Annotated in this window: 17 protein-coding genes; 10 read left to right on the top strand and 7 right to left on the bottom strand. The window is 60.5% G+C overall.

The genetic code is table 11. The features are described 5' to 3' along the window. Positions 1–63: 63 nt before the first annotated feature. A complete protein-coding gene (locus AC07PT_RS15960; protein ID WP_492346394.1) occupies positions 64–2,385 on the bottom strand; it encodes a type IV pilus assembly protein FimV in 2,322 nt (773 codons plus the stop codon). Between the two features lie 70 nt (positions 2,386–2,455). On the opposite strand from AC07PT_RS15960, the gene AC07PT_RS15955 reads away from it, so the two are divergent. The 5 genes from AC07PT_RS15955 to AC07PT_RS15935 all read left to right on the top strand — a co-directional run bounded on the left by AC07PT_RS15955 (position 2,456) and on the right by AC07PT_RS15935 (position 8,389). Beyond that, positions 2,456–3,976: a 3-hydroxyacyl-CoA dehydrogenase gene (locus AC07PT_RS15955; protein WP_492346393.1), complete on the top strand. Its 1,521-nt coding sequence runs from the start codon at positions 2,456–2,458 to the stop codon at positions 3,974–3,976. A 29-nt stretch (positions 3,977–4,005) separates the two neighbouring features. Then, on the top strand, positions 4,006–4,782 hold the full coding sequence (locus AC07PT_RS15950) for an oxepin-CoA hydrolase, alternative type (protein WP_494657282.1): 777 nt from the start codon (positions 4,006–4,008) through the stop codon (positions 4,780–4,782). A 380-nt stretch (positions 4,783–5,162) separates the two neighbouring features. Further along, entirely contained in the window at positions 5,163–5,882 is a 720-nt protein-coding gene (locus tag AC07PT_RS15945) for a Crp/Fnr family transcriptional regulator (RefSeq protein WP_027478639.1), read from the top strand. A 45-nt stretch (positions 5,883–5,927) separates the two neighbouring features. Further along, positions 5,928–7,019: a phosphotransferase family protein gene (locus AC07PT_RS15940; RefSeq protein WP_494657281.1), complete on the top strand. Its 1,092-nt coding sequence runs from the start codon at positions 5,928–5,930 to the stop codon at positions 7,017–7,019. A gap of 95 nt (positions 7,020–7,114) precedes the next feature. Then, a complete protein-coding gene (locus AC07PT_RS15935; protein ID WP_494657280.1) occupies positions 7,115–8,389 on the top strand; it encodes an acyl-CoA dehydrogenase family protein in 1,275 nt (424 codons plus the stop codon). Here AC07PT_RS15935 and AC07PT_RS15930 read toward each other — a convergent pair. After that, entirely contained in the window at positions 8,373–9,035 is a 663-nt protein-coding gene (locus AC07PT_RS15930; protein ID WP_492346389.1) for a hypothetical protein, read from the bottom strand. The two genes, AC07PT_RS15935 and AC07PT_RS15930, sit on opposite strands and share 17 nt — an antisense overlap. 375 nt (positions 9,036–9,410) lie before the next feature. On the opposite strand from AC07PT_RS15930, the gene AC07PT_RS15925 reads away from it, so the two are divergent. Next, positions 9,411–10,553: a GGDEF domain-containing protein gene (locus tag AC07PT_RS15925; RefSeq protein WP_494657279.1), complete on the top strand. Its 1,143-nt coding sequence runs from the start codon at positions 9,411–9,413 to the stop codon at positions 10,551–10,553. A gap of 738 nt (positions 10,554–11,291) precedes the next feature. On the opposite strand, the gene gstA is transcribed toward AC07PT_RS15925, so the two are convergent. Further along, on the bottom strand, positions 11,292–11,921 hold the full coding sequence (gstA, locus tag AC07PT_RS15920) for a glutathione transferase GstA (RefSeq protein WP_494657278.1): 630 nt from the start codon (positions 11,919–11,921) through the stop codon (positions 11,292–11,294). 146 nt (positions 11,922–12,067) lie between these two features. Here gstA and AC07PT_RS15915 point away from each other — a divergent pair, with 146 nt between their 5' ends. The 4 genes from AC07PT_RS15915 (at position 12,068) to AC07PT_RS15900 (ending at position 20,354) form a co-directional block, all read left to right on the top strand. Further along, positions 12,068–12,391, top strand: a complete 324-nt coding sequence (locus AC07PT_RS15915; protein WP_494657277.1) for a winged helix-turn-helix transcriptional regulator — start codon at positions 12,068–12,070, stop codon at positions 12,389–12,391. Positions 12,392–12,967: 576 nt separating this feature from the next. Further along, positions 12,968–14,722 (top strand): methyl-accepting chemotaxis protein, encoded by a 1,755-nt coding sequence (locus tag AC07PT_RS15910; RefSeq protein ID WP_494657276.1) that lies wholly within the window; start codon positions 12,968–12,970, stop codon positions 14,720–14,722. An 800-nt stretch (positions 14,723–15,522) separates the two neighbouring features. Then, the gene (locus AC07PT_RS15905; protein ID WP_494657274.1) at positions 15,523–18,087 is read left to right on the top strand and encodes a PAS domain S-box protein; all 2,565 of its coding nucleotides are present in this window, start codon (positions 15,523–15,525) and stop codon (positions 18,085–18,087) included. A 503-nt stretch (positions 18,088–18,590) separates the two neighbouring features. Then, entirely contained in the window at positions 18,591–20,354 is a 1,764-nt protein-coding gene (locus tag AC07PT_RS15900) for a methyl-accepting chemotaxis protein (RefSeq protein ID WP_494657273.1), read from the top strand. A 19-nt stretch (positions 20,355–20,373) separates the two neighbouring features. Here the strand turns inward: AC07PT_RS15900 and AC07PT_RS15895 are convergent, their stop codons facing one another. The 4 genes from AC07PT_RS15895 to AC07PT_RS15880 all read right to left on the bottom strand — a co-directional run bounded on the left by AC07PT_RS15895 (position 20,374) and on the right by AC07PT_RS15880 (position 24,378). Continuing rightward, positions 20,374–21,174, bottom strand: a complete 801-nt coding sequence (locus AC07PT_RS15895) for a DNA adenine methylase (RefSeq protein WP_494657272.1) — start codon at positions 21,172–21,174, stop codon at positions 20,374–20,376. After that, positions 21,074–21,373, bottom strand: a complete 300-nt coding sequence (locus tag AC07PT_RS15890) for a Com family DNA-binding transcriptional regulator (RefSeq protein ID WP_494657271.1) — start codon at positions 21,371–21,373, stop codon at positions 21,074–21,076. Before AC07PT_RS15890 ends, AC07PT_RS15895 begins: the two co-directional genes overlap by 101 nt. A 141-nt stretch (positions 21,374–21,514) precedes the next feature. Then, on the bottom strand, positions 21,515–22,573 hold the full coding sequence (locus AC07PT_RS15885; protein WP_494657270.1) for a phage portal protein: 1,059 nt from the start codon (positions 22,571–22,573) through the stop codon (positions 21,515–21,517). Next, positions 22,573–24,378, bottom strand: coding sequence for a terminase ATPase subunit family protein (locus AC07PT_RS15880; RefSeq protein WP_494657269.1), 1,806 nt, complete (start codon positions 24,376–24,378; stop codon positions 22,573–22,575). The genes AC07PT_RS15885 and AC07PT_RS15880 overlap by 1 nt, the downstream gene beginning before the upstream one ends. Positions 24,379–24,381 lie beyond the last annotated feature (3 nt).

Below are 24,381 nucleotides of genomic sequence, written 5' to 3'. Positions count from 1 at the left end.
GGGGCTCTTGAATGCACCCCGGCTGGGCCACAGAGTCTTGCCTGGAGCGGCCACTGCGCCGCTTCAAAGTTTGTTGGATTTCGAAATCGACTTGGCAAGATCGGCCTCGAACAAGTCGAAATCGATCAGATTGCTATCTTCGATGACTGTTGATTCCACTGGCATGGACGCGGGCAGGCGATCCAGTTCGGCAAGCGCAGTCCCGTCAAGCGTGAAGTCCAAGGGAGAGTCCAACGGCGAGTCAAGCGGCGAATCAAAAGGAGAATCCAGCGGCGAGCTCAACTCTGCCGTTCGAGCGACCGCGCTGTCCGCTTTGCCAAGCTCTTCGACGCGCACCTCAGTCGGCGCCCTGGGCGGCGCCAGAGCCGCCTCCATGTCGCTGAGGTCCAGGTCGAGGTTCATCAAGCTGTCAGGGCCTGAAGACTGGGTGGAAGGGCCAAAACCCGAGATGGGATCTACAGGCATGAATTCCGCCGGAATCTGCCCAGGCGCCGCACCGAATTGAGAGTCGCGCACGGTCTGGAACGCTGTCGACAAGTCGCCAGACTGCAGGCGCGGACTGCTGACACCCGAGGCCCCATCACTTCGCGCTTCCTGATCCAGTTGACGAGCCACGGACTGCAGCACGAGCAGGTCTTTGAAAGCATCCAGGTCAAAGAACTCGCCGATCGAGACGGCGTGCGCATGAAAGACGGCGTCCTCCACCGCCACCAAAGCCCCGGGGCTGCCCCACACCTTTTCCAGATAGGAAAGGGTGCGAGGGTAGGCCTCCAGGCCCTTGCCCGCCTTGGAGAAAGCACTGAAGGGCGGCACTTCGGCACTGAAGATCTGATTGAAACGCTCACGCAACCGGGCGTACTCCCCGGTGTGACTGAGTGTGTGGTGAATCTTGAGCAGATCGAGGTAAGCCAGAGGGGTGCTTTCTGGATACTGATCAATATAGGTTTGCAGAACGCCGATGGCTTCGTCGTATTGGCCGAGCGAAACGAAAAATTCAGCGTGCTGTTGCACATCAAACAGATCCAACGGCAGCTTGGAGCCCCCACCGGGCACTGGCACACCCACCAAATCTGTGGAGCCAGCGGGACGCAACTCCGATTTCAAGAAATCTGTGGGTGACGCCGCCGTCGCCTTGCCCATGCTCTCCAACCGTTGGAAGGCCGACTCACTCAAGTCCAGGTCGACATGAACGCCGGACATCGATGGCAGGAATGGCGGCTTGGCCACATCTGCCATGACCGGTCTGGCAGCCCCAGTCACCGGGGCTGGAGACGCCATGGCAGGCACCGGCTCCGGCAGCACCGACGCACCCGCCTCTGCCCCTTGATTCGACTTGAGCCCCGTCTGCCACCAGGGCGCCTTACCCTTTCGAGAGGCCTTGGCAACCCCCCCACTCGCTCGCGGCACGCCACCGCCTCGCTTCAGACGCAGGCCGGCATAAGCCCCAGCGCCGATCAGCAAAAGCACCAACCCACCCAGCCCGTACACCACGGGATTGGCGTAGCGCTCATCTTCCGCCTCTGCCAGACGACTCTTCAACTCGTTCAGTTGGGCCTGAGCCTGCCTGTCCACCGACTTGAGACGCTTGTTCTCGGCCTCCAATCGCACGCGATCATCCGTGTCTGAAAGAATCTGCTCCAGCGATCGATTCAGCGAGGCCCATGCAGCCAGGGCCTGCGCACGCTGCGGCGAAGCCCCCTCTTGCGGCACCATGCTGAGCATGGGCGAAGGCTTCAAGCCGACGACGCGCTCGACCGAATCCGCAGGGGAATCCAATTTGAGGCGAGCCTTGGCCACCGGAGGCGCCGAGGCCACCTTCCCAGCAGACGGCTTGGCAGGCTCGTGACGCGCTGCCCGCACGACACGCTCCCCGGTCTTGCCCGCTGCTGTATCGCGGACGCCACGGGCCTCGCTTGGCACCAATTGGGCGGGTATCGCGATAGCGTCGGAGGCTTTGGGCAGCGGCACGGGCGAAGCCGTGGCTGGGGACGCACCCACCGAAGCCGCCGCACGAGGATCCTGCGGCAGCTCGGTCAACAACACATAGCGGCGGGTGACCTGTTGATCACAGTTCGCCGTCAAAGTCACAGTGACCACGGGCTCGTCAACAGGGACATTGGATCGAAGGCGCACCACACGCTCGCCGGCGCTACCAGAAATCGCCAGCGTCACACGGGAGCCATCAATGCGGGTATCACCTTGGGCCAGTTGGGCACGCAGGCAACCAGCATCGACATCCTCGCCGGATTCGAGTTTCAATTCAAAGGCCAGCGAAAGCGCCTGCCCCAGCACAGCGTTGCCGCGCACGCCCCCCAGACTGAGAGCAAAACTGCTACCAGCCAGCGCCAACAAAGGCACCCCGACGAAAATATTACGTATTTTCACAATTTCGTGTTTGCTTTATCGCAGATTCTGGCACAAGGCTTCTAGTCCCCAAGCAAGGGATAATTCATTCATGAAAATAATTTACCAAAGCGTTGCAATCGTGGGCAGTGGCGCCATGGGACGAGGCATTGCACAGATTGCAGCCCAGGCTGGCAGTCAAGTGTATTTGTTCGATGCCAAACAAGGTGCGGCCAGTTCTGCCCGTCAAGAAATCAACAGCCAATGGGAAAAGCTGTCGGCCAAGGGCCGTATCAGCCCGGACCAACTGCAGCAATATCAGAGCCAGTTGCACGTGGCTGAAAGCCTGTCGGCATTGGCTGGCTGTCAGTTGGTCGTCGAAGCCATCGTCGAAAACCTCGAAGCCAAACGTGCCCTGTTTCGAGACCTGGAATCCGTGGTGAGCGCCGAGTGCGTGCTCGCCAGCAACACATCCTCTCTCTCGATCACGGCAATTGCAGCCGCCTGCGCCCGGCCTGAGCGGGTGGCTGGCTACCACTTCTTCAACCCTGTTCCGCTGATGAAAGTGGTTGAAGTGATTGCAGGGCTGGCCACGGCGCAGCCCACCTGCACGGCACTCAGCGACTACGCGCGCCAGATGGGGCACACCCCAGTGACCGCTCAAGACACCCCTGGCTTCATCGTCAACCATGCCGGCCGCGGCTACGGTACCGAGGCCCTGCGCATCGTGTCGGAAGGTGTGGCTGATTTCGCCACCATTGACCGCATTCTGAAAGACCAGGTCGGGTTCAAGTTGGGCCCATTTGAATTGCTGGACCTCACAGCCCTCGACGTCTCGCATCCGGTGATGGAGTCGATCTACCGCCAATATTACGAAGAGGCACGCTACCGCCCCAGCGTCATCACCGCACAGCGGCTCGCGGGCGGCATGCTGGGTCGCAAGACTGGCCAGGGGTTTTACCGCTACGAAGGCCAACAGGCGCAGTGGCCGCCAGAGCCCCCCGTGCCCCAGGTTCCAGAGATGCCCCCCGTGTGGGTTTCGAGCCGCGCCGCGCGCCGGGCCGAGTTGTACCAACTGCTCAAGGACCTGGGTGCTGCGATCGAAACCGGCACGTCACCCTCTCCCCAGGCACTCACCCTGGTGGCCCCGCTGGGCTTCGACGTGACCACGGTGGCCGTGGTGGAGCGCCTGGACCCAAGCCGCACCGTGGGCATCGACATGCTGGTGGACGATGCCAGCACCAAGCGCCGGGTATTGGCCACCAACCCGGCCACTCGAGCCGATATGCGCGATGCAGCGCATGCGCTGTTCGCTCGTGACGGCAAGGCGGTGAGCGTGATTCGCGACAGTGGCGGTTTTGTCACCCAACGGGTGGTCGCCACCATCATCAACATCGCCACGGACATCTGCCAGCAAGGCATCTGCAGCCCACGCGACCTGGAACTGGCCGTCACACTGGGTCTGGGTTACCCCATGGGCCCGCTCGCCATGGGGGACCGCTATGGCCCCACCAATGTGCTGGAGGTGCTTTTCAACATGCAGACCGTGTACGGCGATCAGCGCTACCGGCCCAGCCCCTGGCTGCGACGCCGCGGCGCCATCGGCCTGAGCTTGAGCCACGTCGAACACTGAGCCCTCGAACGCCACAACACCACTGAACCATGCCCGCCGAACTGCAAAGCACCAGCCAGGGTCAGACCCTGATCCTGACCCTGCACAATCCCGAGTTCCGCAACGCACTGGGGCCAGAGATGTATGCGGCCGGTGTCGAAGCCCTCAATGTGGCCGAGCGCAGCGCGGATGTGCGCTCAGTGGTCATCACGGGGTCTGGGCCCTGGTTCTGTGCCGGGGGCAATCTGCAGCGCCTGCAGGCCAACCGCCTACAGGCACCGGCCGTGCAGGCCGATAGCATCGAAGGCTTGCACACCTGGATAGAGGCCATCCGACTCTTCCCAAAGCCGATCCTCGCGGCCGTCGAAGGAGCCGCAGCAGGCGCCGGTTTTTCATTGGCCCTGGCCTGTGATTTCGTGCTGGCGGCGCGCGACGCCCAGTTTGTGATGGCCTACAGCACGATTGGCCTTTCGCCCGACGGCGGCGGCAGCTGGAGCCTCGCCCGGGCCTTGCCGCGGCAACTTGTCACGGAGTTGCTGATGTTCGGCAACCGCATCTCAGCCAGCGCACTTCACCAACATGGCCTGGTGAACCATGTCAGCGAACCAGGCCAGGCGCTGCAGGATGCGCTTCAATGGGCCGAGCGCCTCAACGCACGTGCCCCCAATGCACTGGCCAGCATCAAAGACCTGATCAACGAGGCCGGTCAAGACACATTGACCCACCATCTCGACCTCGAACGCGACCACTTTGTCCGCAACCTGCACCACGTCAATGCGGGCATTGGCATTGAGGCCTTTCTGAACAAGACCACGCCGCGTTACTGATTGCAAGGTTACTGATCGCAAGATTACTGATCGCCACGCGGCCTGGCACGACGTGACTGATCAGCCTTGACTGATGGCGCCGCCAACGGCCTTGCGCCTGAGCCTGCGCCTGGGCCTGCACTCGCCACGCGTGATCACCCCTGGGCCTGGCGAGCCAACGCAGTCCACCGCCCACACCGTCCGCACTGACCGCCCCGCAGGCGCAGGCAGACGGTGGTTCGCGCCCGTACGAAAGCCGGGATTCGCGAACCGGATCGGATGAGGCAAGCAAGCCGTCCTGAATGCCCCGTCCGCTCAGACACGCAGGTGACAACCCTGTGGGATCACGCCGGTCCCAGACGCGACAATGAACCTGTTTTCAGTCACGCAAAAGACAGGCCATGGACGACCCGATTCTTAATATCGAAGAACGTGAAGCGATCAACTCAGGTCGCTGGTTCTCATCCCTTTCACCCTCACTCCGGCACGACATACTCCGATGCGCATACGTGAAGCGATACCGCGACGGCGAGCTGATTGCAGCACGGGGCGACCCACCGGAAGAGTGGATTGCCTGTGCCAAGGGCGCGGTGCGAGTGAGCTCCACCTCGATCTCGGGCAAGCAGATCACGCTGACCTATGTCGAGCCCGGGATCTGGTTTGGCGACGTGGCCATCTTCGACGGCGATCGGCGCACCCACGATGCCTACGCGCATGGAGACACCACCATCCTGTGTGTGGCCAAGGCCGACTTCAAGAAGATCCTGGCCATGCACGTCGAGCTCTACGAAGCCATGCTGAGACTGCATGCGCGGCGCATTCGGCAATTGTTCGGCCTGGTGGAAGACCTCAACACCCTGCCCTTGCGTGCGCGTCTGGCCAAGCAACTGGTGCACCTGGTTCGCAGCTACGGTGTGCCCAGCCTGTCGGATGGTCGCGAAATGCGCATCAGCCTGCATCTGGCCCAGGAAGAGTTGGCCCAGTTGCTGGGGGCCTCGCGTCAGCGCGTCAACCAGGAACTGAAAGCCATGGAGCGCGAAGACGCGATCCGCATCGAACCAGGAGGCTTGATCGTGCGTGACCGCGATGCGTTGATGCGCATCGCCGACAGCGACCTCTGATTCAGCCACCCTGCCCCTGAAACCCAAAGAGACAAACACCAGCCCATGAGCAACTACGAACACTTTGTCGGCACGCGCCCCGTGACAGAACAGCATGCCATCGACACTGCGGCCCTGTCGCAATGGTTGAGCCAGCACCTGCCCGGTTTTGAAGGCCCGCTGAGCGTCGAGATGTTCAAGGGCGGGCAGTCCAACCCCACCTACAAACTGGTCACGCCCAAGCGCTCCTATGTGATGCGCGCCAAGCCGGGCCCGGTGGCCAAGTTGCTGCCCTCGGCGCATGCCATCGAACGCGAATTCGCCGTGATGACGGGCTTGGCCGGCACCGACGTGCCGGTGGCGCAGATGCACTGCCTCTGCGAAGACGAATCCATCATCGGCCGCGCCTTCTACGTCATGGAATTTGTCGATGGCCGCGTGATGTGGGACCAGTCTCTGCCCGGCATGACGCCCGCGCAGCGCCGCGACATCTACCTGGAAATGAACCGCGTGATCGCGGCCTTGCACACGGTCAAGTTTGCCGACCGCGGCCTGGCCGGCTATGGCAAGCCAGGCAACTATTTCGAGCGCCAGATCGGCCGCTGGAGCAAACAATACGTCGCCTCCATCACCCAACCCATCCCCGAGATGGACCAGTTGATGGCCTGGCTGCCCGCCAACATCCCGGCCGCGGCCCGGGATGAGCGCATGGTGTCCATCGTGCATGGCGACTACCGGCTCGACAACTTGATGTTCCACCCCACCGAGCCACGCGTTCTGGCCGTGCTTGACTGGGAGCTCTCCACCCTGGGCCATCCCTTGGCCGACTTCAGCTACCACTGCATGGCCTGGCACATCCCGCCCGGCTCGTTCCGCGGCATTGGAGGGCTGGACGTTCAAAGCCTGGGTATTCCGACCGAAGACGAATACATCCGCCTCTACTGCGAGCGCACCGGCATCACCACCCCCGAAGCACTCAAGGCCGACTGGAACTTCTACCTGGCCTACAACCTGTTCCGCATCGCAGCCATCCTGCAGGGCATCGCCAAGCGCGTGGAGACCGGCACCGCCTCCAGCGCCCAGGCCGTCAGTTCGGCAGCCGGGGCCCGCCCCCTGGCCCAGATGGCATGGCAATTTGCGCAACGTGCAGGCGGCTGAAGCCTCTCGCCCCCGCAGACACGGCCACCCCATTTTTTCGTTCTTTCCACAAGAAGCCCCCGGCACAGCGCCAATCAATCCAACAGGAGAAGCACATGGACTTTGACTATTCACCGAAAACCAAGGAACTCCAGGCACGGCTGAAGCAGTTCATGGCCGAGTACATTTACCCGTCCGAGGGCGCTTACCACGCCGAACTGGAAGCCAACACGGCCGCGGGCAAGCGCTGGTCAGCGCTGAAGACCATCGAAGACCTCAAGCCCAAAGCCCAGGCGGCTGGTCTGTGGAACCTGTTCCTGCCCGTCGACACGGCGGACGCCTCGGGCTACAAGGGTGCCGGCCTCACCAACCAGGAATACGCACCGCTGGCCGAAATCATGGGTGCGGTGCCCTGGGCCAGCGAAGTGTTCAACTGCTCTGCCCCCGACACAGGCAACATGGAAACCATTGCCCGTTACGGCTCGTCAGAGATCCGCGAGCGCTGGCTCAAGCCGCTGCTCGAAGGCAAGATCCGCTCTGCCTTTGCCATGACAGAACCCGATGTGGCCTCCAGTGACGCCACCAACATCGAAACCCGCATTGAACGCCAGGGCGACGAGTACGTCATCAATGGCCGCAAATGGTGGATTTCAGGGGCTGCCGATCCGCGCTGCGCCGTCTTCATCACCATGGGCAAAACCGATCCGGAAGCTCCCCGCCACTCTCAGCAGAGCATGGTGGTCGTGCCAGCCGACGCGCCCGGCATCAAGATCCTGCGTCCGCTCAATGTGTTCGGCTACGACGATGCCCCGCACGGCCACGTCGAGATGACGTTTGAGAACGTGCATGTACCAGTGGGCAACATCCTGCTGGGTGAAGGCCGCGGCTTCGAGATCGCCCAGGGCCGCCTTGGCCCCGGACGCATCCACCACTGCATGCGCCTGATCGGCCTGGCCGAGCGCGCACTTGAGCTGATGTGCCGTCGCGCCTCGGCCCGCACCGCCTTCGGCAAGACCGTGGCGCAACAGACCGTGACCCAGGAGCGCATCGCCGAAGCCCGCTGCAAAATCGACATGGCGCGCCTGCTCACGCTGAAGGCAGCCTGGATGATGGACGTGGCCGGCAACAAGGTGGCCAAGACCGAAATTGCCATGATCAAGGTCGTGGCCCCCAGCATGGCCTGCCAGGTCATCGACTGGGCCATGCAGGTGCATGGCGGCGGCGGCATGTGCGACGACTTCCCGCTCGCCTACGCTTACGCAGGGGCACGTACCCTGCGCTTCGCAGACGGTCCGGACGAGGTGCACCGCAACGCCATCGCCAAGCTTGAACTGGGCAAGTACGCCGCCCGCCCTGTCGAAGTTGAAATGCCGATCACACGAGGCTGCTGAGCCCGAAACCGGCAAAGACCTGCGCCCGGTTGGCAGCCAACCGGGCCAGTTCCAATGTGCGTGACAACTGCTGCACATGGGGGCGATCATGCTCGGTGCGCAGGTACAGACAACCGCGCGTCAGCATCATGACCAAAGGGACAGAGCGCTCATCCGTCCCCTCCCAGGCCAGCAAGTCCGCCGTGAGGGGCCCCTCCAGCCAGCACTGGGCCTCCTCCCGACGATCGCCGAGCACGGCGTAGCGTGCCCAAAGCTCTGGCGCCATCGTGGTCCACCCGAGCTCGCCAAACAGTGCCAGCCATCGGCTTTCTTCGTGCAACTTCAGCTTTCCTGTCGTTCGCACCTTGTCGGTGTAACCCTCGTAAGCCTGCTGCTCAAGACGGGTTTTCAACCATCGGCTCATCACCATCAAAGACAAGCTGTCCGGCAGATCCAGATTCATGCGCAGACGCAATTCATGGCCACGCAGGTAGTCACGCCTGGGCGGCATGCTCTCCATGCGCAAGGCCATTCCGCTGAGACGCCCGGTCCAGATCAGGCGGTCCTCGCTGCGGATGGCCTCGAAAGCCAGGCCTTCACGCTTGGCCCAAGCCCCCAGGGCAACGGAATGATCGGGCTTCAAGAACTTTGACAGGCGCTCCAGCATGGCAACTCAAATTCACTGAAAGATGAATTATTTGCCAGAAGTTGATCTGCCTGAAGCATCCAGCGAACCGCTGCCGCAACAAAGACACGGAACTCGGCACTGAATCGCGCCCGGGTTACCCCCCCTCAGGAGTTGGACACGTGCGGGTGGAAATGGAGACCGGCGCCCGGCTCTCCAATCACGCTGCCAACCTCGGCGAGAGCGACGTAGAACTGGACGACGCACGATGGACCCTGGGCCCAAAGCGTTGACAACCAGGCCAAGGCCCCCCTTTATTGCAGCCACAAAGTCACACCTGTTCAATAACATGGTGCAGACATCGCAGCCACGCGTCTCCAACTGCCCACTACTTGAGCTTTTGCCGGCCAATTGCCAATGCTTCATCTCTCCGTTGACCTGCCAACCGTGCTGCTGTTGCAGGTGTCGTCGTTACTGGCAGGCGCCATGGGCCTATTCAATTTGCGCAGCCGCAGCCAACGCCATCCTGGACTCGGTTTTCTTGCATCCTGCTTTCTGTTGCTGGGCGCCGGCGGTGTTATCGCGGCCATGGGCGAACTCAATGTCTTGCCTCACGCGCTATGGACTCACCTCTCCCTGGCAATCGGTTGCGGGGGATACGCACTGATGTGGCTGGGGGCATCTGAATTGAGCGGCGGCCCCTGGCGTCGTTATCAACGGCTGGTGGCGTCGACTCCGGTGGGATGGATCCTTATCGGCCTGATCACCCAGTTTCCGCTGACCAACACACCTCGCGCGGCGGCATTTCATTTCAATGCCAGCTTCTTCCTGATCGGGTCAGCCGTCATCATCTGGCGAGACCGTCATACCGATCCGCTGCGTTCCAGATGGCTGCTGAGCTTGACCATGCTGAGCAGTGGCGTTGTCTATGGCGTGATGGCCGTGGCCATGCTTAGCCACGGGGCCGAAGAGCTGCCGATCGCAGAGGCATTTTTTCTGCAGATCATTTTCAATTTTTGCATCGTCTTGTGGATCATGTCCCTTGTGAACGAGCGCACTGAGTCCAAGCTCCGCCACGCCACAGAAACCGACGAACTCACTGGTATAGGCAATCGGCGTTTCCTGACAAGTCGTCTGCCTGAATTGGCACATGTGGGATGGGCCCTCGCGGTGCTTGATTTGGACCACTTCAAGCGGATCAATGACGCTCATGGTCACGACGTCGGGGATCGTGTTCTGGCGTCCTCGGCCGCCGTGCTCAAAGCTGAGCTGCGTGACTGCGACACGCTGGTTCGCCTTGGTGGTGAAGAATTCGCGGTTGTCCTGCCTGAAGTCAGCAAGGACAACGCCCTCGCTGTCGCCGAACGTCTTCGCCGCGCAGTCGCGGCACAAACAATCGAGACAGGTACGGCGGGCCATTGCACGGTGACTGCCAGCATCGGGTTGGTCTGGGTCGACACACACGGCCAGCCTTGGAGCCATTGGCTCAATCTAGCCGACCTCGCCTGCTACGAAGCGAAGCATCGTCAACGCAACTGCGTCGTTTTGCATGCAGCATGAGCTTGCCCCCCTGGGGGCCGGAGCGTACAACTCGATCTTCATTTGTGCTGCGCCACCCACCGGCGATTCCCGTACCGCAGGGGCTCATCTCGTCCAATGTCGCATCGAGCCGGGAAGGGCTCTGGAGCCCTGTTCAGTCCAGAATCACCTGCCGTGCTTGTTCTCTGGTCGCGAAGCTTGATTTCCATGCAAAGCGAACCCATCGCCGATGGCGACCCTCTCCACTCGCCAAGGGAGGGCCGAGGCCAAGACGCAGGCGCCAGGGGGGCAGAGTGCGGCCGACCTCTTGGGGCACGCCAGCGTGTTCACGCCAAGGCGCCACCATCTGCGTCGAGGCAAGATCGTGGGCCCGACCAAGTAGCAAATCGTGCCAGTTTCAAGGGCATAATTCGGTGCGCGTCGGAACTCTTTCCGATACGCGTCGGAATGCGCTACAACAAACATAGCGCGAAACGCAGCATTCATGCGACTGCCCGTAGCTCAGTTGGATAGAGCAACAGCCTTCTAAGGCTAAGTGTTTTTATCGGCTTTGCACGGGCCTGCGCCTCCATGGTGCTTCCTCATGCTGTTTTTTCAAACAGCCTCCACGCCCGCGTCAATCTGTCAACCCTTCCGGTTTGTGGTGCACTTGGAGGTCGCAAATCCTGCCACAGAGCAAACCTATTTGCCCAGGCACGACGCCACGGTCAACATGGCAACATCTTCGAGTTACTGACGGCTAGTTCTTTCAGGCACTAGCTATACAAGCCCTTCGGCATTTAGTGCCTGGCGTACCGCAGGACGCTCCCGCATGCACACGTACCAAGCCTTTAGATGGTGGAGGTCGTCAAAATGGATGTCGGTTTTGTAGACGGACTTCAGCCACGGTGCCTGTGCCCAACCTGTTAGCGCATACAAATAGGCGTCGGCCACGGTAAACGTGTCGCCCATGAGGTACTTTTGATTTGCCAGTTGTGCGTCAATCCAAGCGTAACGTGTCTCCAGTTTGGGCTTAGCGGTCTCGACGTACTTGCCGGCCTGCACCGCGTAGAGCAAGGGAATAAAGCCCTTGTGGATTTCCGAGGTCAAAAAGCTCAACCACTCCTGAAGACGGTAACGAGCCAACGTGCCGTTGGCGGGCGCCAAACCTGACGCAGGCTTCAGGTCAGCCAAGTATTGAACGATGGCAGGTCCTTCCAGCAGCACTGTGCCATCGTCGAGTTCTAAGGCAGGCACGTAGCCCAAAGGGCTGATGTCGTAGAAATCGCGGCCGTCTTCAGTCCTGTGGGTTTTGTAGTCGACCTTGATGAGGGTGGCCTCCAAACCCAGTTCTTTGATAACGATATGGGGCGATAGCGAGCAGGCCCCGGGCATGTAATACAGCTTCAAACTGGTTCTCCAAGTTGGTGGTTGAAGCGCCGCAGGAATCGGCACCTCAGGCCATGGTATGGAGCCAGGCTAGAATTGGAAGAAGGCAAAAAAACTGCCCATAGGTTAAAAAAGTATACCTACGACCTCTCTTCCAAAGCTGTGTTATGAAAGCCAATGTCACTGGGTGCTCTGTTGAAGAAGCCATGCGATTGCTTGGGGGCCGGTGGCGACTGTTGTTGGTGTCGTATCTGGTCGACGGACCGAAGCGATTCAATGAACTGCGCCGGGACATTCCGGGCATTTCTCAACGCTCCATGACACTGGACCTTCGTGCTTTGGAAGAGGCAGGACTGGTCAAACGCACAGTACATCCCAGCGCGCCAGTTCGCGTTGAGTACGAACTCACCTCAGACGGACAGCGCTTGAAACCGGTGGTACAGGTGATGAAGGAATTTGGGCTTTGGTTGACGCAAAAGGCGCAAGCTTGACCACAACAGAGGTTTATCTATCCAGAGGCCGGCTGTTCGAGTCACTCAGGACACGCTACCCACAAGCCACAGGGCCCATAAAGCCTGCTACGGAAACGATAGCGGGCTTTTTTCATTTCAGGACCGAAACGATTCATGAAACGCATCTCAAATCCAGCGTTCTAGACGACCAAGTTCCCGCCGAGCACCAGGGGAGCCAGCAAACTCCGCCGACCTAGCGTAAAAAATCGTGAAATCCCGTCATTCGGCCAGCACCAAAATCAGACGCGGGGCCGCACATGGCCTTGCGCTGTTCAGGGTCGGCAGGGCCGTCAAAAGAGGCCCATTAAGACCGAGGGCGCGGCGGGGTCTCGACCGCGCGCTGGCAGATTCATTGGTGGATTCCCCATCACTTCAATCAGAAAACACAATAGATCATCGCCAATAGCAATCTATTTTTCAATTTCAGCATTAATTGATAATTTACAATTTTCCAAATATCGTTTTTGCTGTTTTAGATGTAAAATTTGATGAAATAACGCTCGGCAGCTGAAAATACTGCCATTTGTCGCAATCGACTTCCAACGAGGCCCCCCAATGAACGCACTTCGACAAATCAGAATCGGTACCCGACTCGCCGCAGCTTTCGCCACTGTCCTGCTTTTGCTTGCACTGCTTGGTGGCTTCGGGATGTATCAAATGAGCCAAGCAAACTTCTATGCCAACGACCTCGGCACGAATTGGCTTCCCACCGTGAAGGTGCTGGGTGACATCCGATCAACCTTCAACGAAGTGCGCCGGGTGAACATGCGGCACCTGCTCGAGAGCTCCCCTGAGCTCAAGGCCGCACAGGTCAAGATCTACGAGACAGCGATCGAGACAACGCTGCCCAAGCTTTTTGCTGTATACGAACCCCTGATTGCTTCGCCAGAAGAGCGCCAGGCATACGAGGAGATCAGACATGGCTGGACTGCATTCTTAGAGATCGAGAAGAAGCAAATGGCCTTGGCAACGGGCAATGATGCCGATCGAGAGGCCGCGCGCCAGTTGGCTGTAGGGGCTGCCGCAAACGCTTTCACGCAAATCATGGACAGTGTCACTAAGGATGTGAACATCAACCTGACAGGGGCGGACAATGCAACTGCGGGAGCCAAGGCTAGCTATCAGCATTCGTTGATTGTTTCGATCTCGGTGATCGTCGTCGCTTTGATGATGGGTGCTGTGCTGGCAGTGTTGGTCACACGCTCCATCGTCCAGCCCTTGAAAACCGGCGTCAATGTGGCGGAAGCGGTTGCGCAGGGCGACCTGACCACCAAGTTCGACATCCAGGGCCGCGATGAGCCGGCAGACCTGTTGCGCGCCCTGCAGCACATGAACGAACGCCTGGTCGACATCGTGGGCCAGGTGCGACTGAGCAGCGACAGCATTGCCACCGGCTCGGCCGAGATCGCCACCGGCAACGCCGACCTCAGTCAGCGCACCGAGCAGCAGGCCAGCAACCTCGAAGAGACCGCGGCCTCGATGGAAGAGCTCAACAGCACCGTCAAGACCAATGCCGACACGGCCCAACAGGCCAACCGCCTGGCCACGGACGCCACCCAGGCGGCAGAACAGGGCGGCGCCGTGGTGGGTCGGGTGGTGGCCACCATGCAGGACATCTCGGCCTCGTCGAAGAAGATTTCGGACATCATCGGGGTGATCGATGGCATTGCCTTCCAGACCAACATCCTGGCGCTGAACGCCGCGGTGGAAGCGGCCCGGGCCGGCGAACAGGGCCGTGGCTTTGCCGTGGTGGCCAGCGAAGTGCGCAGCCTGGCCGGGCGTTCGGCCGAGGCGGCCAAAGAGATCAAGACCCTGATCGGCGCCAGTGTCGAAAAGGTGGAGGCCGGCACCACACTGGTGGACGAAGCCGGTCAAAGCATGGACGGCATCGTGAACCAGGTCAAGCGCGTGAGCCAACTGATCAACGAGATCTCCAGCGCCTCGATGGAGCAAAGCAGCGGCATCAGCCAGATTGGTGACGCGGTGAATCAGCTCGACCAGGTGACGCAGCAAAACGCCGCGCTGGTCGAAGAGAGTGCCGCTGCGGCCGACAGTCTGAAGAACCAGTCGCAACGCCTGGCGGAGTTGGTGTCGGTGTTCAAGATCGACGGCCAGCCTGGCCGCGTGGGCGGCGCCAGCCCGGCACCGCTGCCTTCGCGTCAGTTCAGCAAGGCACCGGCCATAGCGCCGCTGCCCAAGGCCAGTGCACCCAAGCCGCCCAGCCTGGCCAAGGCCCCCAGCCCCGCCTTGACCAGTTCGCAAAAGGCTGTGGCGACCGCTGGTGGGAACGACGACTGGGAGTCGTTCTAAGCACCGATTGACAAGGAGTGGGCCCAATGGGAATTTGCCCAACGCCCACGCCCCTTCGGACCGTCGAACGCGTCCGATGCCACCGACGCTGTCATTGACAAGTACTGGACAGCGTATTTGCCTGTATCCGCTCGAGATCTGCCTATGTGCAAGTAGACGGTCAACGATCTATTTGATGATGCCTGAAGGGAACAGAGCAAAGCCAGGCCTTCAGGGCCCTGCAATTGCCCCATCAACCAAGCAGCAAATCGCGCCAATTTCGCAGGCATAATCCGGTGCTCGCCGCGATCCTTTCCGATCCACCTCAGAGAGCACTGCACAAACCGCAGCACCAAACGCAGCATTCATGCGACTGCCCGTAGCTCAGTTGGATAGAGCAACAGCCTTCTAAGGCTAAGCGTTTTTGTCGACTTTGCGCGGGTCAGAGCCCTCGCGATGCTTCCTCATCCTGTGTTTTCATACAGACCAGGAAGCCGCGCCGATCTGTAATTCATTCAGCTATGTGTTGCACCTTCGGGTCGCAAATCCTGCCCCAGTCCAAAATTATCTCCTGAGCCGCGAGGTAGTGTTCAAACTGAATGTGCATTTAGGGCCTCTTGCCTCGCAAAAAATTCAGGCAACGGATAACAGAAAGGCCATCTGGCGCTCCTTCCTTCCACTGAGCAATGGGCCATTACTTGTAATTGAGAGAGCCTCCTCAAAAGTCGCAAAAAGAGGCCGAAAGACGACAAAAATTCTCCTGGAGAACACAAAATTTCCCTAACAATGGAGGCGATTCACCGATTGATACCCTCCACGAGATGCCCTTTGCTCCAGTTCCCGCCGCTGAGCTGACGCGCCTAAAAGGACTGCGCGACCTCATGGTGCTCGACACACCGGCCGAGCCGCTGTTCGATACGCTGGCTCAGCAAGCAGCGCAGATCTGCAAGGCCCCCATTGCTTTGGTGAGCCTGATCGATTCGGATCGCCAGTGGTTCAAGGCCAACGTAGGATTGACCGGCGTACAGCAGACCGCTCGCAACGTCGCGTTCTGTGCGCACGCCATCATGAGCGACAACATATTCGTCGTACCCGACGCCACGAGGGACGAACGCTTTGCTGAGAACCCATTGGTCACTGGCGAGCCAAACATCCGCTTTTACGCCGGCTGCCCTCTGTCACTCCCTGATGGCTCACGGGTCGGTACCTTGTGCGTGATTGACCAGGTTGCCCGAGAGCTCGACCCTCTGCAAAAGCAGACATTGCGGTTCCTCTCCGAGCTCGCGACCCAGGCCTTGGTGATGAGGCGAGAGGTTCTTAGCAAAGCTTTGCAGGTGCGCACTCAGTATGAACAAGCCCTGGAGCGTAACGAAGAACGGTTTCGAGCCTTGGTTGAGACACAAGGGGATCTGGTGTCGCTGGCCACTCAGGACGGAACTCTGCATTACGTAAACCCTGCATATGCTGCACACTTTGGTCATGCTCCCTCGGAAATGGTCGGTCGCAACTTGTTTGAGTTTGTCTCCGAAGGTGATCGGAGCAGCGTAATCGAGCAGATTCGAAAGGTTTTTGAAACCCGACAAAGCCAGCAGGGCGAGAACCGTATGCTGGGACCCGATGGGTCTGAGAAATGGGTGGCCTGGACCAACCATTACCAACAGGACGCGAGAGGTCAGGCACTGCTCCACTCTGTGGGCCGTGACGTTACAGATAGGCGGCAGGCGGAAATAGCACTGAAGTTCAGTGAGCGATTACTGGAGCGCACAGCCAGCGTCGCCAAAGTGGGTGGCTGGGAGTTAGACGTTGTCACCCAGACAGTGACCTGGACACTGGAGACTAAAAAAATCCACGAGGTTGAACCGAATTTCAGGCCAACGCTTGAATCTGCGATGGCCTTCTACCCCCCCGACATACGCCCCTCGCTGGACAAGACCATCCAGGAAGCTATTGAATCCGGGCAATCCTGGGACCTTGAGCTACCACTGGTCACCGCCAGAGGACGGGCCATCTGGGTCAGGGCTTGCGGCGAGGTGGAATACGCAGAATTGGGGCGCGCGGTCAAACTTTTCGGCACCGTGCAAGATATCACCGAGCGTAAGTGCCTTGAAGCTGAGCTTGGGACGATCTCTCGGCAATACCAGGACCTCTATGACCACGCGCCGTGTGGATATCACTCACTGGACGAGCAGGGACGCTTCATAAACATCAACCAGATCGCCCTGTCCTGGCTGGGTTGCGATCGTGATGAAGTGATTGGAAAGCTGAAGATCACTGACTTCTTCGACGAAGTGGGCAAGGCTCGCTTCGCAAAATATTTTCCGATCCTGATTGAGCAAGGACAGGTGGGCCCCATTGAGTTCAACCTCTTGGGTCGCCATGGCCAATCGCGCAAGATTAGCGTCCTTGCCACGGCAATCAAAGATGCTCAGGGTAGGTTTGTTAAGAGCCGAACGGTGATGTATGACATGACCGAGTTGTTCAACACCCGAAAACAACTGCGCAAAGTTAATCGCGAGCAGGAGGCCATGCTCGACAACGACATGTTGGGTATCGCCAAACTGAAAGACCGTCGCATCATCTGGCGCAATCGGGCCCTGGAGCGCATCTTTGGTTACGAACCCGGCGGTTTACTCGGCCAACCCACCGCTGTGCTTTACCCCAGCCCTGAAAGCCATGAGGCTTTTGGACAAGAGGCCTATCCGCTCCTCTCGGCAGGTAGAAGTTTTCGGCGGCAATGGGAGATGCGCCGCTGCGATGGCGACCCCATCTGGATCGATCTCAACGGCATGGCACTAGAAGAGAGCGGCGGAGAGACGCTTTGGCTGCTTCAAGACATCACCGAAATGAGGCAGTACCAGGCGCAGGTTGAGCACATTGCGTTCCACGACAATTTGACGAAGCTACCCAATCGTCTGCTGCTGGCTGATCGCATGCGCCAGGCCTTCGCGCTCAATGAGCGCATGAACACCATGGCAGCGGTTTGCTATATGGATCTCAATGGCTTCAAGCCCGTGAACGATCAATATGGGCATGCTGTGGGTGATCAATTGCTGCAGGAAATCGCACAACGTCTCGGTGCGGCCGTGCGAACGTCAGACACTGTGGCTCGGATGGGAGGGGACGAGTTTGTGTTGTTGCTTACGGCTCTTGAGCATCCTGAGGAAGCAGAGGAGGTTCTTCGCAGGGCAAAGGCCACCATCGAACAGCCCTGGGAAATAGCCAACGGCAAAGCCATCTGCGTCTCAGCCAGCTTCGGTACGGTATTCCATCCTAGGGACGGGAAGCTGCCCGCCCAACTTCTCAAGCTGGCAGACGAAGCCATGTATGAAGCCAAGCGCAAAGGCAAATTAGAAATATCCCAAGGCCCTTGGTCACCAGATATTTAATCGGTCTCTGTTTCCATCCGTCTGCTTCCGCCCGCTGCAGCTCTTCGCCACAGCCATGTAAGAGACTAAGTGGTAGCAGTAGCGCTCGCCCCATACACAGGCACCTCTCACCTGTCAGCGGCTGATATCGCTGGACTGCTCAAGGGAAAATTTCCGTCAAATCCCGTCATTCGGCCGGCACCAAACATCGGACGCGGGGCCGCACCAGGGCTTATGCCGCCCAGTATCGGCAGAGTCGTCAAAAGAGGCCTATCAAGACCGGGGGCGCGGCGGGGTCTCGACCGCGCGCTGCCAAGTTCATTGGTAGTCCCATCATCACTTCAATCAGAAAACGCAATAGATCATCACGACCGGAATTCAATTTTTCATTTTCCGCATTAATTGATAGTTAACAATTTGTTAAATATCGTTTTTACCGTTTCTGGTGTAAAATCTGATGAAATGACACTCAGCGGCTGCGAGCACTGCCATTTGTCACAATTAACTTCCAAAGAGGCCCCCCAATGAATGCTCTTCGTCAGATCAGAATCGGCACCAGACTCGCAGCAGCATTTGCCACCGTCCTGCTTTTGCTCGCCCTGCTTGGGGGCTTCGGGATGTATCAAATGAGCCAAGCGAACTTCTATGCCAACGACCTCGGCACGAATTGGCTTCCCAGCGTGAAGGTGCTGGGAGACATCCGATCAACCTTCAACGAAGTGCGCCGAGTCAGCATGCGGCAGCTGCTTGAGAACACGCCAGAGCTCAAGGCCGCACAGGTCAAGATCTATGAAACCGCTGTAGAGACAACCCTGCCCAAGCTTTTTGCCGAGTACGAACCCATGATTGCCTCGCCAGAGGAGCGCAAGGCCTACGAGGAGATCAGGCATGGCTGGACCGCCTTTTTAGAGATCGAAAAAAAGCAGATGACGTTGGCAGCTGGCAGCGATGCTGATCGCGAGGCAGCCCGTCAGTTGGCTATCGGGGCTGCAGCAAGCGCTTTCACGGAAATCATGGATGGGGTCACCAAAGACGTGAACATCAACTTGGCGGGAGCTGACAACGCCACAGCCGGAGCGAAAACAAGCTATCAACACGCACTGATTGTCTCGTCGTCGGTGATTGTGATTGCGTTGCTTATCGGAGCCGCGCTTGCCTTGCTGGTCACCCGCTCCATCACCCAGCCCTTGGCCACTGGCGTGACCGTAGCCGAGGCCGTGGCTCAGGGCGACCTGACCTCCAAGTTCGACATCCAGGGCCGCGATGAGCCGGCTGACCTGCTGCGCTCCCTGCAGCACATGAACGACCGCCTGGTCGACATCGTGGGCCAGGTGCGACTGAGCAGCGACAGCATCGCCACCGGTTCGGCAGAAATCGCCACCGGCAATGCCGACCTCAGCCAGCGCACCGAGCAGCAGGCCAGCAACCTCGAAGAGACGGCGGCCTCGATGGAGGAGCTCAACAGCACGGTCAAGACCAATGCCGACACAGCCCAGCAGGCCAACCGGCTGGCCAGTGAGGCCACTCAGGCGGCAGAGCAAGGCGGTGCGGTGGTGGGCCGGGTGGTGGCCACCATGCAGGACATCTCGGCGTCGTCGAAGAAGATCTCGGACATCATCGGCGTGATCGATGGCATTGCCTTCCAGACAAACATCCTGGCGTTGAATGCGGCGGTGGAAGCGGCCCGTGCCGGTGAACAAGGCCGCGGCTTTGCCGTGGTGGCCAGCGAGGTGCGCAGCCTGGCCGGGCGTTCGGCTGAAGCCGCCAAGGAAATCAAGAGCCTGATCGGCGCCAGTGTCGAGAAGGTGGAGAACGGCACCACCCTGGTCGATGAGGCCGGCCAGAGCATGGAAGACATCGTGAACCAGGTCAAGCGCGTAAGCCAGTTGATCAACGAGATCTCCAGCGCCTCGATGGAGCAAAGCAGCGGCATCAGCCAGATCGGCGATGCGGTGAACCAGCTCGATCAGGTGACGCAGCAGAACGCGGCGCTGGTCGAAGAGAGCGCCGCTGCCGCCGACAGCCTGAAGAACCAGTCGCAGCGCCTGGCCGAGCTGGTGTCGGTGTTCAAAATTGGAGGGCAGCCCAGCCGAGTGGGCCAGGCCAGTCGTGCTGCTCCGTTGCCCTCGCGCCAGTTCAGCAAGGCTCCGGCCATTGCCCCCCTGCCCAAGGCGGCGGCACCCAAGAAGCCCAGCCTGGCCAAGGCGCCCAGCCCTGCTTTGACCAGCTCGGCAAAAGCCCCGGCCACCGCAACGGGCGGCGGAAACGACGACTGGGAATCGTTCTAACCAGCGCGGACTCCGGGGATCATCCCAACGGAAAATTCCCCACGATCAACTCCCCCTTCGGCGCCCTACCTCGCCCGGCGCCGCCCACGCTGTAGTTGATCGACACCTCCCGCATCGGGAACCCCTTGAACGCCTCGCGCATCTCGGGGATGTCGTTCACGCTGACCACCGCCCTGCCCTTCATGCTGGCCATGGCCTCGGCCATCAGGGCGTATTGCTCCAGGCCAAACTCCACCCCATAGCCCTCCGTGCCCCAGTAAGGCGGGTCCATGTAAAACAGCGTGTGGGGCCGGTCATAGCGTTTCACGCAGTCCAGCCAGTTCAGGTGCTCCACGGTGACCTGGTGCAGGCGCAGGTGGACGGCGCTGAGGTCTTCCTCGAGGCGCAGCAGGTTCAGGCGGGGTCGGCTGGTGGTGGCAGTGCCGAAGGTCTGCCCCTCCACCTTGCCGCCGAAGCCGCACTTCATCAGGTAGAAGAAGCGCGCCGCGCGCTGGATCTCGGTCAGGGTCTGGGGCGGCGTGGCTGACAGCCAGCCGTAGATCTCACGGCTGGCCAAGGCCCAGCGGAACTGACGCACGAACTCATCAAGGTGGTGCTGCACCACCCGGTACAGGCTCACCAGGTCACCGTTGGCGTCGTTCAACACCTCAACCTTGGTGGGCTCTTTCAGGAAGAACAAGGCCGCAGCCCCGCAGAAGGGCTCGACGTAGCAAGTGTGCTCAGGGAACAGCGGCAGGATGTGCTTGGCCAGGCGCCGCTTGCCGCCGATCCAAGGAACCATGGGGGCCGGGGCTTGCAGGCCGCCTTCTTCGTTCTTCATCTCGCTCAAATCGCGCACGTTCATCGTCATCTTTCGTTTCAGGGGTTGATGACGCTCGGTGGCGTTCTGGGCTGGGGCTCTCGGCCCGCAGGACGTTCAAGGTCCCGCAGCGCGGGCACTTGATGTCCAGTCGAACAAAAATTGCCACCGCAAGCTTCTTGCTGCAGTGGCCACATCGGACTTCTTTCGGTTCTTGCATGTCGGCATCGCCTTATGATCGCCCCGCCTGTGCACAGGTGACGGGGTCGTTTGGCCAATGCCGTGCTTACTCACGGCGGAGGGGTTTGTGCTAGGTGTTGACGCACCTGGTGCACTCGCCCCGTCTTTTTTTGGGGGAGGTCTACCCTCCCCCACCAGGCGCGGCCGGGCTGACCGTCACCTCGTATTTCTCAAACTGCACCACCTCCTCGCCCAGCCAGTCATTCAGGGCCAGGAAGCGGGCCTGCAGGGGCTCGATCTCGTTCGTGGCGAACACCTGGGCCGCCGGCACGATGGCGCCGAAGCCGCCTGTGTTGCTGGGCACGATGCCCAGCAGCTGGGGCGGGATGCGGTGGGCGGCCAGCACGTCGTCGCGGCTCACGTTTTTGATGTTGAAGAAGTCATCCTTGGCGGCCACCTCGCTGACCGGGATCAGCTGGATCCCGTCCTTCTTGCCATTGGGGCTGTACAGGAACAGGTTGCGGAAGTTGCCCGGCCCCTTGCTCTGCTTCAGCGCCTCACGGATACCGTCAATGTCACCCTGGCTCTGGGCCGGGTCACTGATGTACAGGATGAATCCCGCGTGGCTGCCGTTGTTGAAGTAGCGCCGGCGGAACAGCGTGGCCGACTCATTGAGCCAGGCGGCCTGCAGGGCGCTCAGGTACTCGGGCAGTCCGTACACCTCCTGCTCGATGTCGGCCTCCTGCAGGTGGAACACCCGGCCGGGGTTGAACTCGTGCTCGTCGGCGCCATTGCGCACAAAGAAGTACTTCCGCAGGTCCACCCCGCGGCGGGTGTACTTGGCCATCGTGTACGACAGGCCCAGGGTGCCCCCCAGGCGGTTGACCTGGTGCTCCAGGTAGGCATTGCCGAACACCAGGAAGTCGAGCGCAAAGCGGCTGAACACCTCGGTGCTCAACAGGCGGTGCGGCTTGAAGGTCTTGGCCAAGATGTTGCGCTTGAAATAGATCGCGCTGCTGTGGTGGGTGCTGGCCCTGAAACTCTTGGCTAGGCCTGCCCAGCTCATGGGTGGCTCGTACCAGCGGCCGTTGCTCCAGCACTCCAGGTAGTCGAGCAGCTCGCGCCGGTCCATCACCGGGGTGGGGTCGCCGAAGGTGAAGGCCTCCATCTTCTTGGCCTGGTCGGCTTGGGCGAGCTGCGCCGAGGCCTGGGCCTGTGTCGCCTGTATTTCGTCTTGCATCAAGAAATCTCCATGATCGATTGGGAGGAACTGGTCTCGCCATCCAGCGATTCGTTGTCCATGGCATGCATGCAGGCCCAGGCCAGGTCGGCGTGGCCGGTGACCTCGTTGCGGCCCGCGTCGTAGGTGACCTGCCGGCCGCTGGCCGTCATCACCCGTTTGATGGCCATGAAGGCCTGGGCCAGATCCGTGAACCCGGCGTCGAACTCCAGGCGGCCCTTGCGGATCACGCTTTGGGCCTTCAGCACCAGGCGCGACTTGACGTCCACGCTGTACTGGTAGCCCTTCACGGCCGGGAAGAACTTCTGCACGATCTGGAACACGCCCTGGCCCATGCCGGTGGTGTCCATGCCGATGAAGGCCACGTTGAAGCGCTGAGTGATCTTGCGTATCACCTCGGCTTGGGCCTCAAAGTCATTGCCCTTGAATTGGTGCCGTTCCAGCACCCGGAATTTGCCCCCCGGCGTGCTGGGCGGGGCCAGCACCACCAGGCCGGCCGAGTCGCCCGACAGCGCGGGGTCGTAGCCCACCCACACAGGCCGATAGCCAAATGGGCGCACGCTGAAGGGTTTGACGTCGCCCCACTCGTCCCAACTGTCGACCATGCAGCGCTGCAGATCGGCCAGGGGGAACATGCTGAAGCTGTCGTCCAAGAAACCGCACATCAGCAGGTTCTCGAACTCCTCGGTGGAGTACTCCAGCCGCAGCTCGTCGATGTCGAACAGGTTGCAGCCGCCGCGCATGGCGTCGACGATGGTGCAGATCTGTCGCCAGATCTTGTCCTCGCCCGTGAACCCGCCGGCCAGGCGGTCGTGGCTCAGGTCCAGGCTGATCCGGTCTTCCTTGGCCTTCTTGCGGTTGAAGCGCGCCCCGCTCCACAGCGCGTAGGCCTCATGCTGGATGCTGCTGGGCGTGCTGAAGTAGGTCTTGCGCCAGTGCTTGTGCATGGCCATGCCGCTGGCCACCTTGTTGAGCTCGTCAAACTTGCGCGTCCAGAAGCACTCGTCGAAATAGAAGTTGCCGTGGTAGCCCTGGGCCGTGAGCGCGTTGGTGCCCAGAAAGTACAACGTGGCGCCGTTGCTGAGCACGATCGGATCGCCCGACAGCTCAATGCCGCAGGCCTCCTTGGCGAAGGCGATGATGTACTGCTTGAAGATGTGCGCCTGGGCCTTGCTGGCCGACAGAAAGATCTGATTGCGCCCGGTGGCGATCGCATCGGCAAGGGCCTCGCGGGCGAAGTACCAGGTGGCGCCGATCTGGCGTGATTTGAGGATGAAGCGCGTGCGCGCCTCGCTGTTGCGGAACCACACCTTCTGGTAGTCGAACAGCGAGTCGTGGAAGGACTCCAGCAGCTGCTCGTGCTGCTCTTCGCTGAAGTGGTTGCGCTCGGGCTTCCTCTTGGGGCGGTCATTGCGCCGCTCAATGGCCGGGTTGAGGTCGGCCTCTTTGCCGGTCTCGCTGTACTTGTGCACCCGGGCCAGGCGCTCGATCTGGCGGCCCAGCAGGTCGATCTCTTTGAAGTCGCCGCCGGTCTTCGTGCCCTTCATGACCAGTTGCACCAGCCGGGTCTCCAGCGCAGCCTCTACGCGCTGCACCGGTTGTGCCTTATCCCATTCCTCGGCATCTTTCCAGCCCTGCACCGTGCTGCGCGGCTCGCTCAGGTACTCGGCAATCGACGAGATCCGCCAGCCCTGCCAGTACAGGTGCCGTGCGTTCCGGCGCTTGTCCGCATCCTGGCCCTGGGCGGGCTTTTGTTCACCTGCGAAAGGGGCGATGGGCTTGGGAACGATGACGGCTTGTGGCATGCC

The sequence above is a fragment of the Curvibacter sp. GW821-FHT09D12 genome (assembly GCF_059416245.1).
This window is presented reverse-complemented; position numbering and strand designations above follow the sequence as displayed.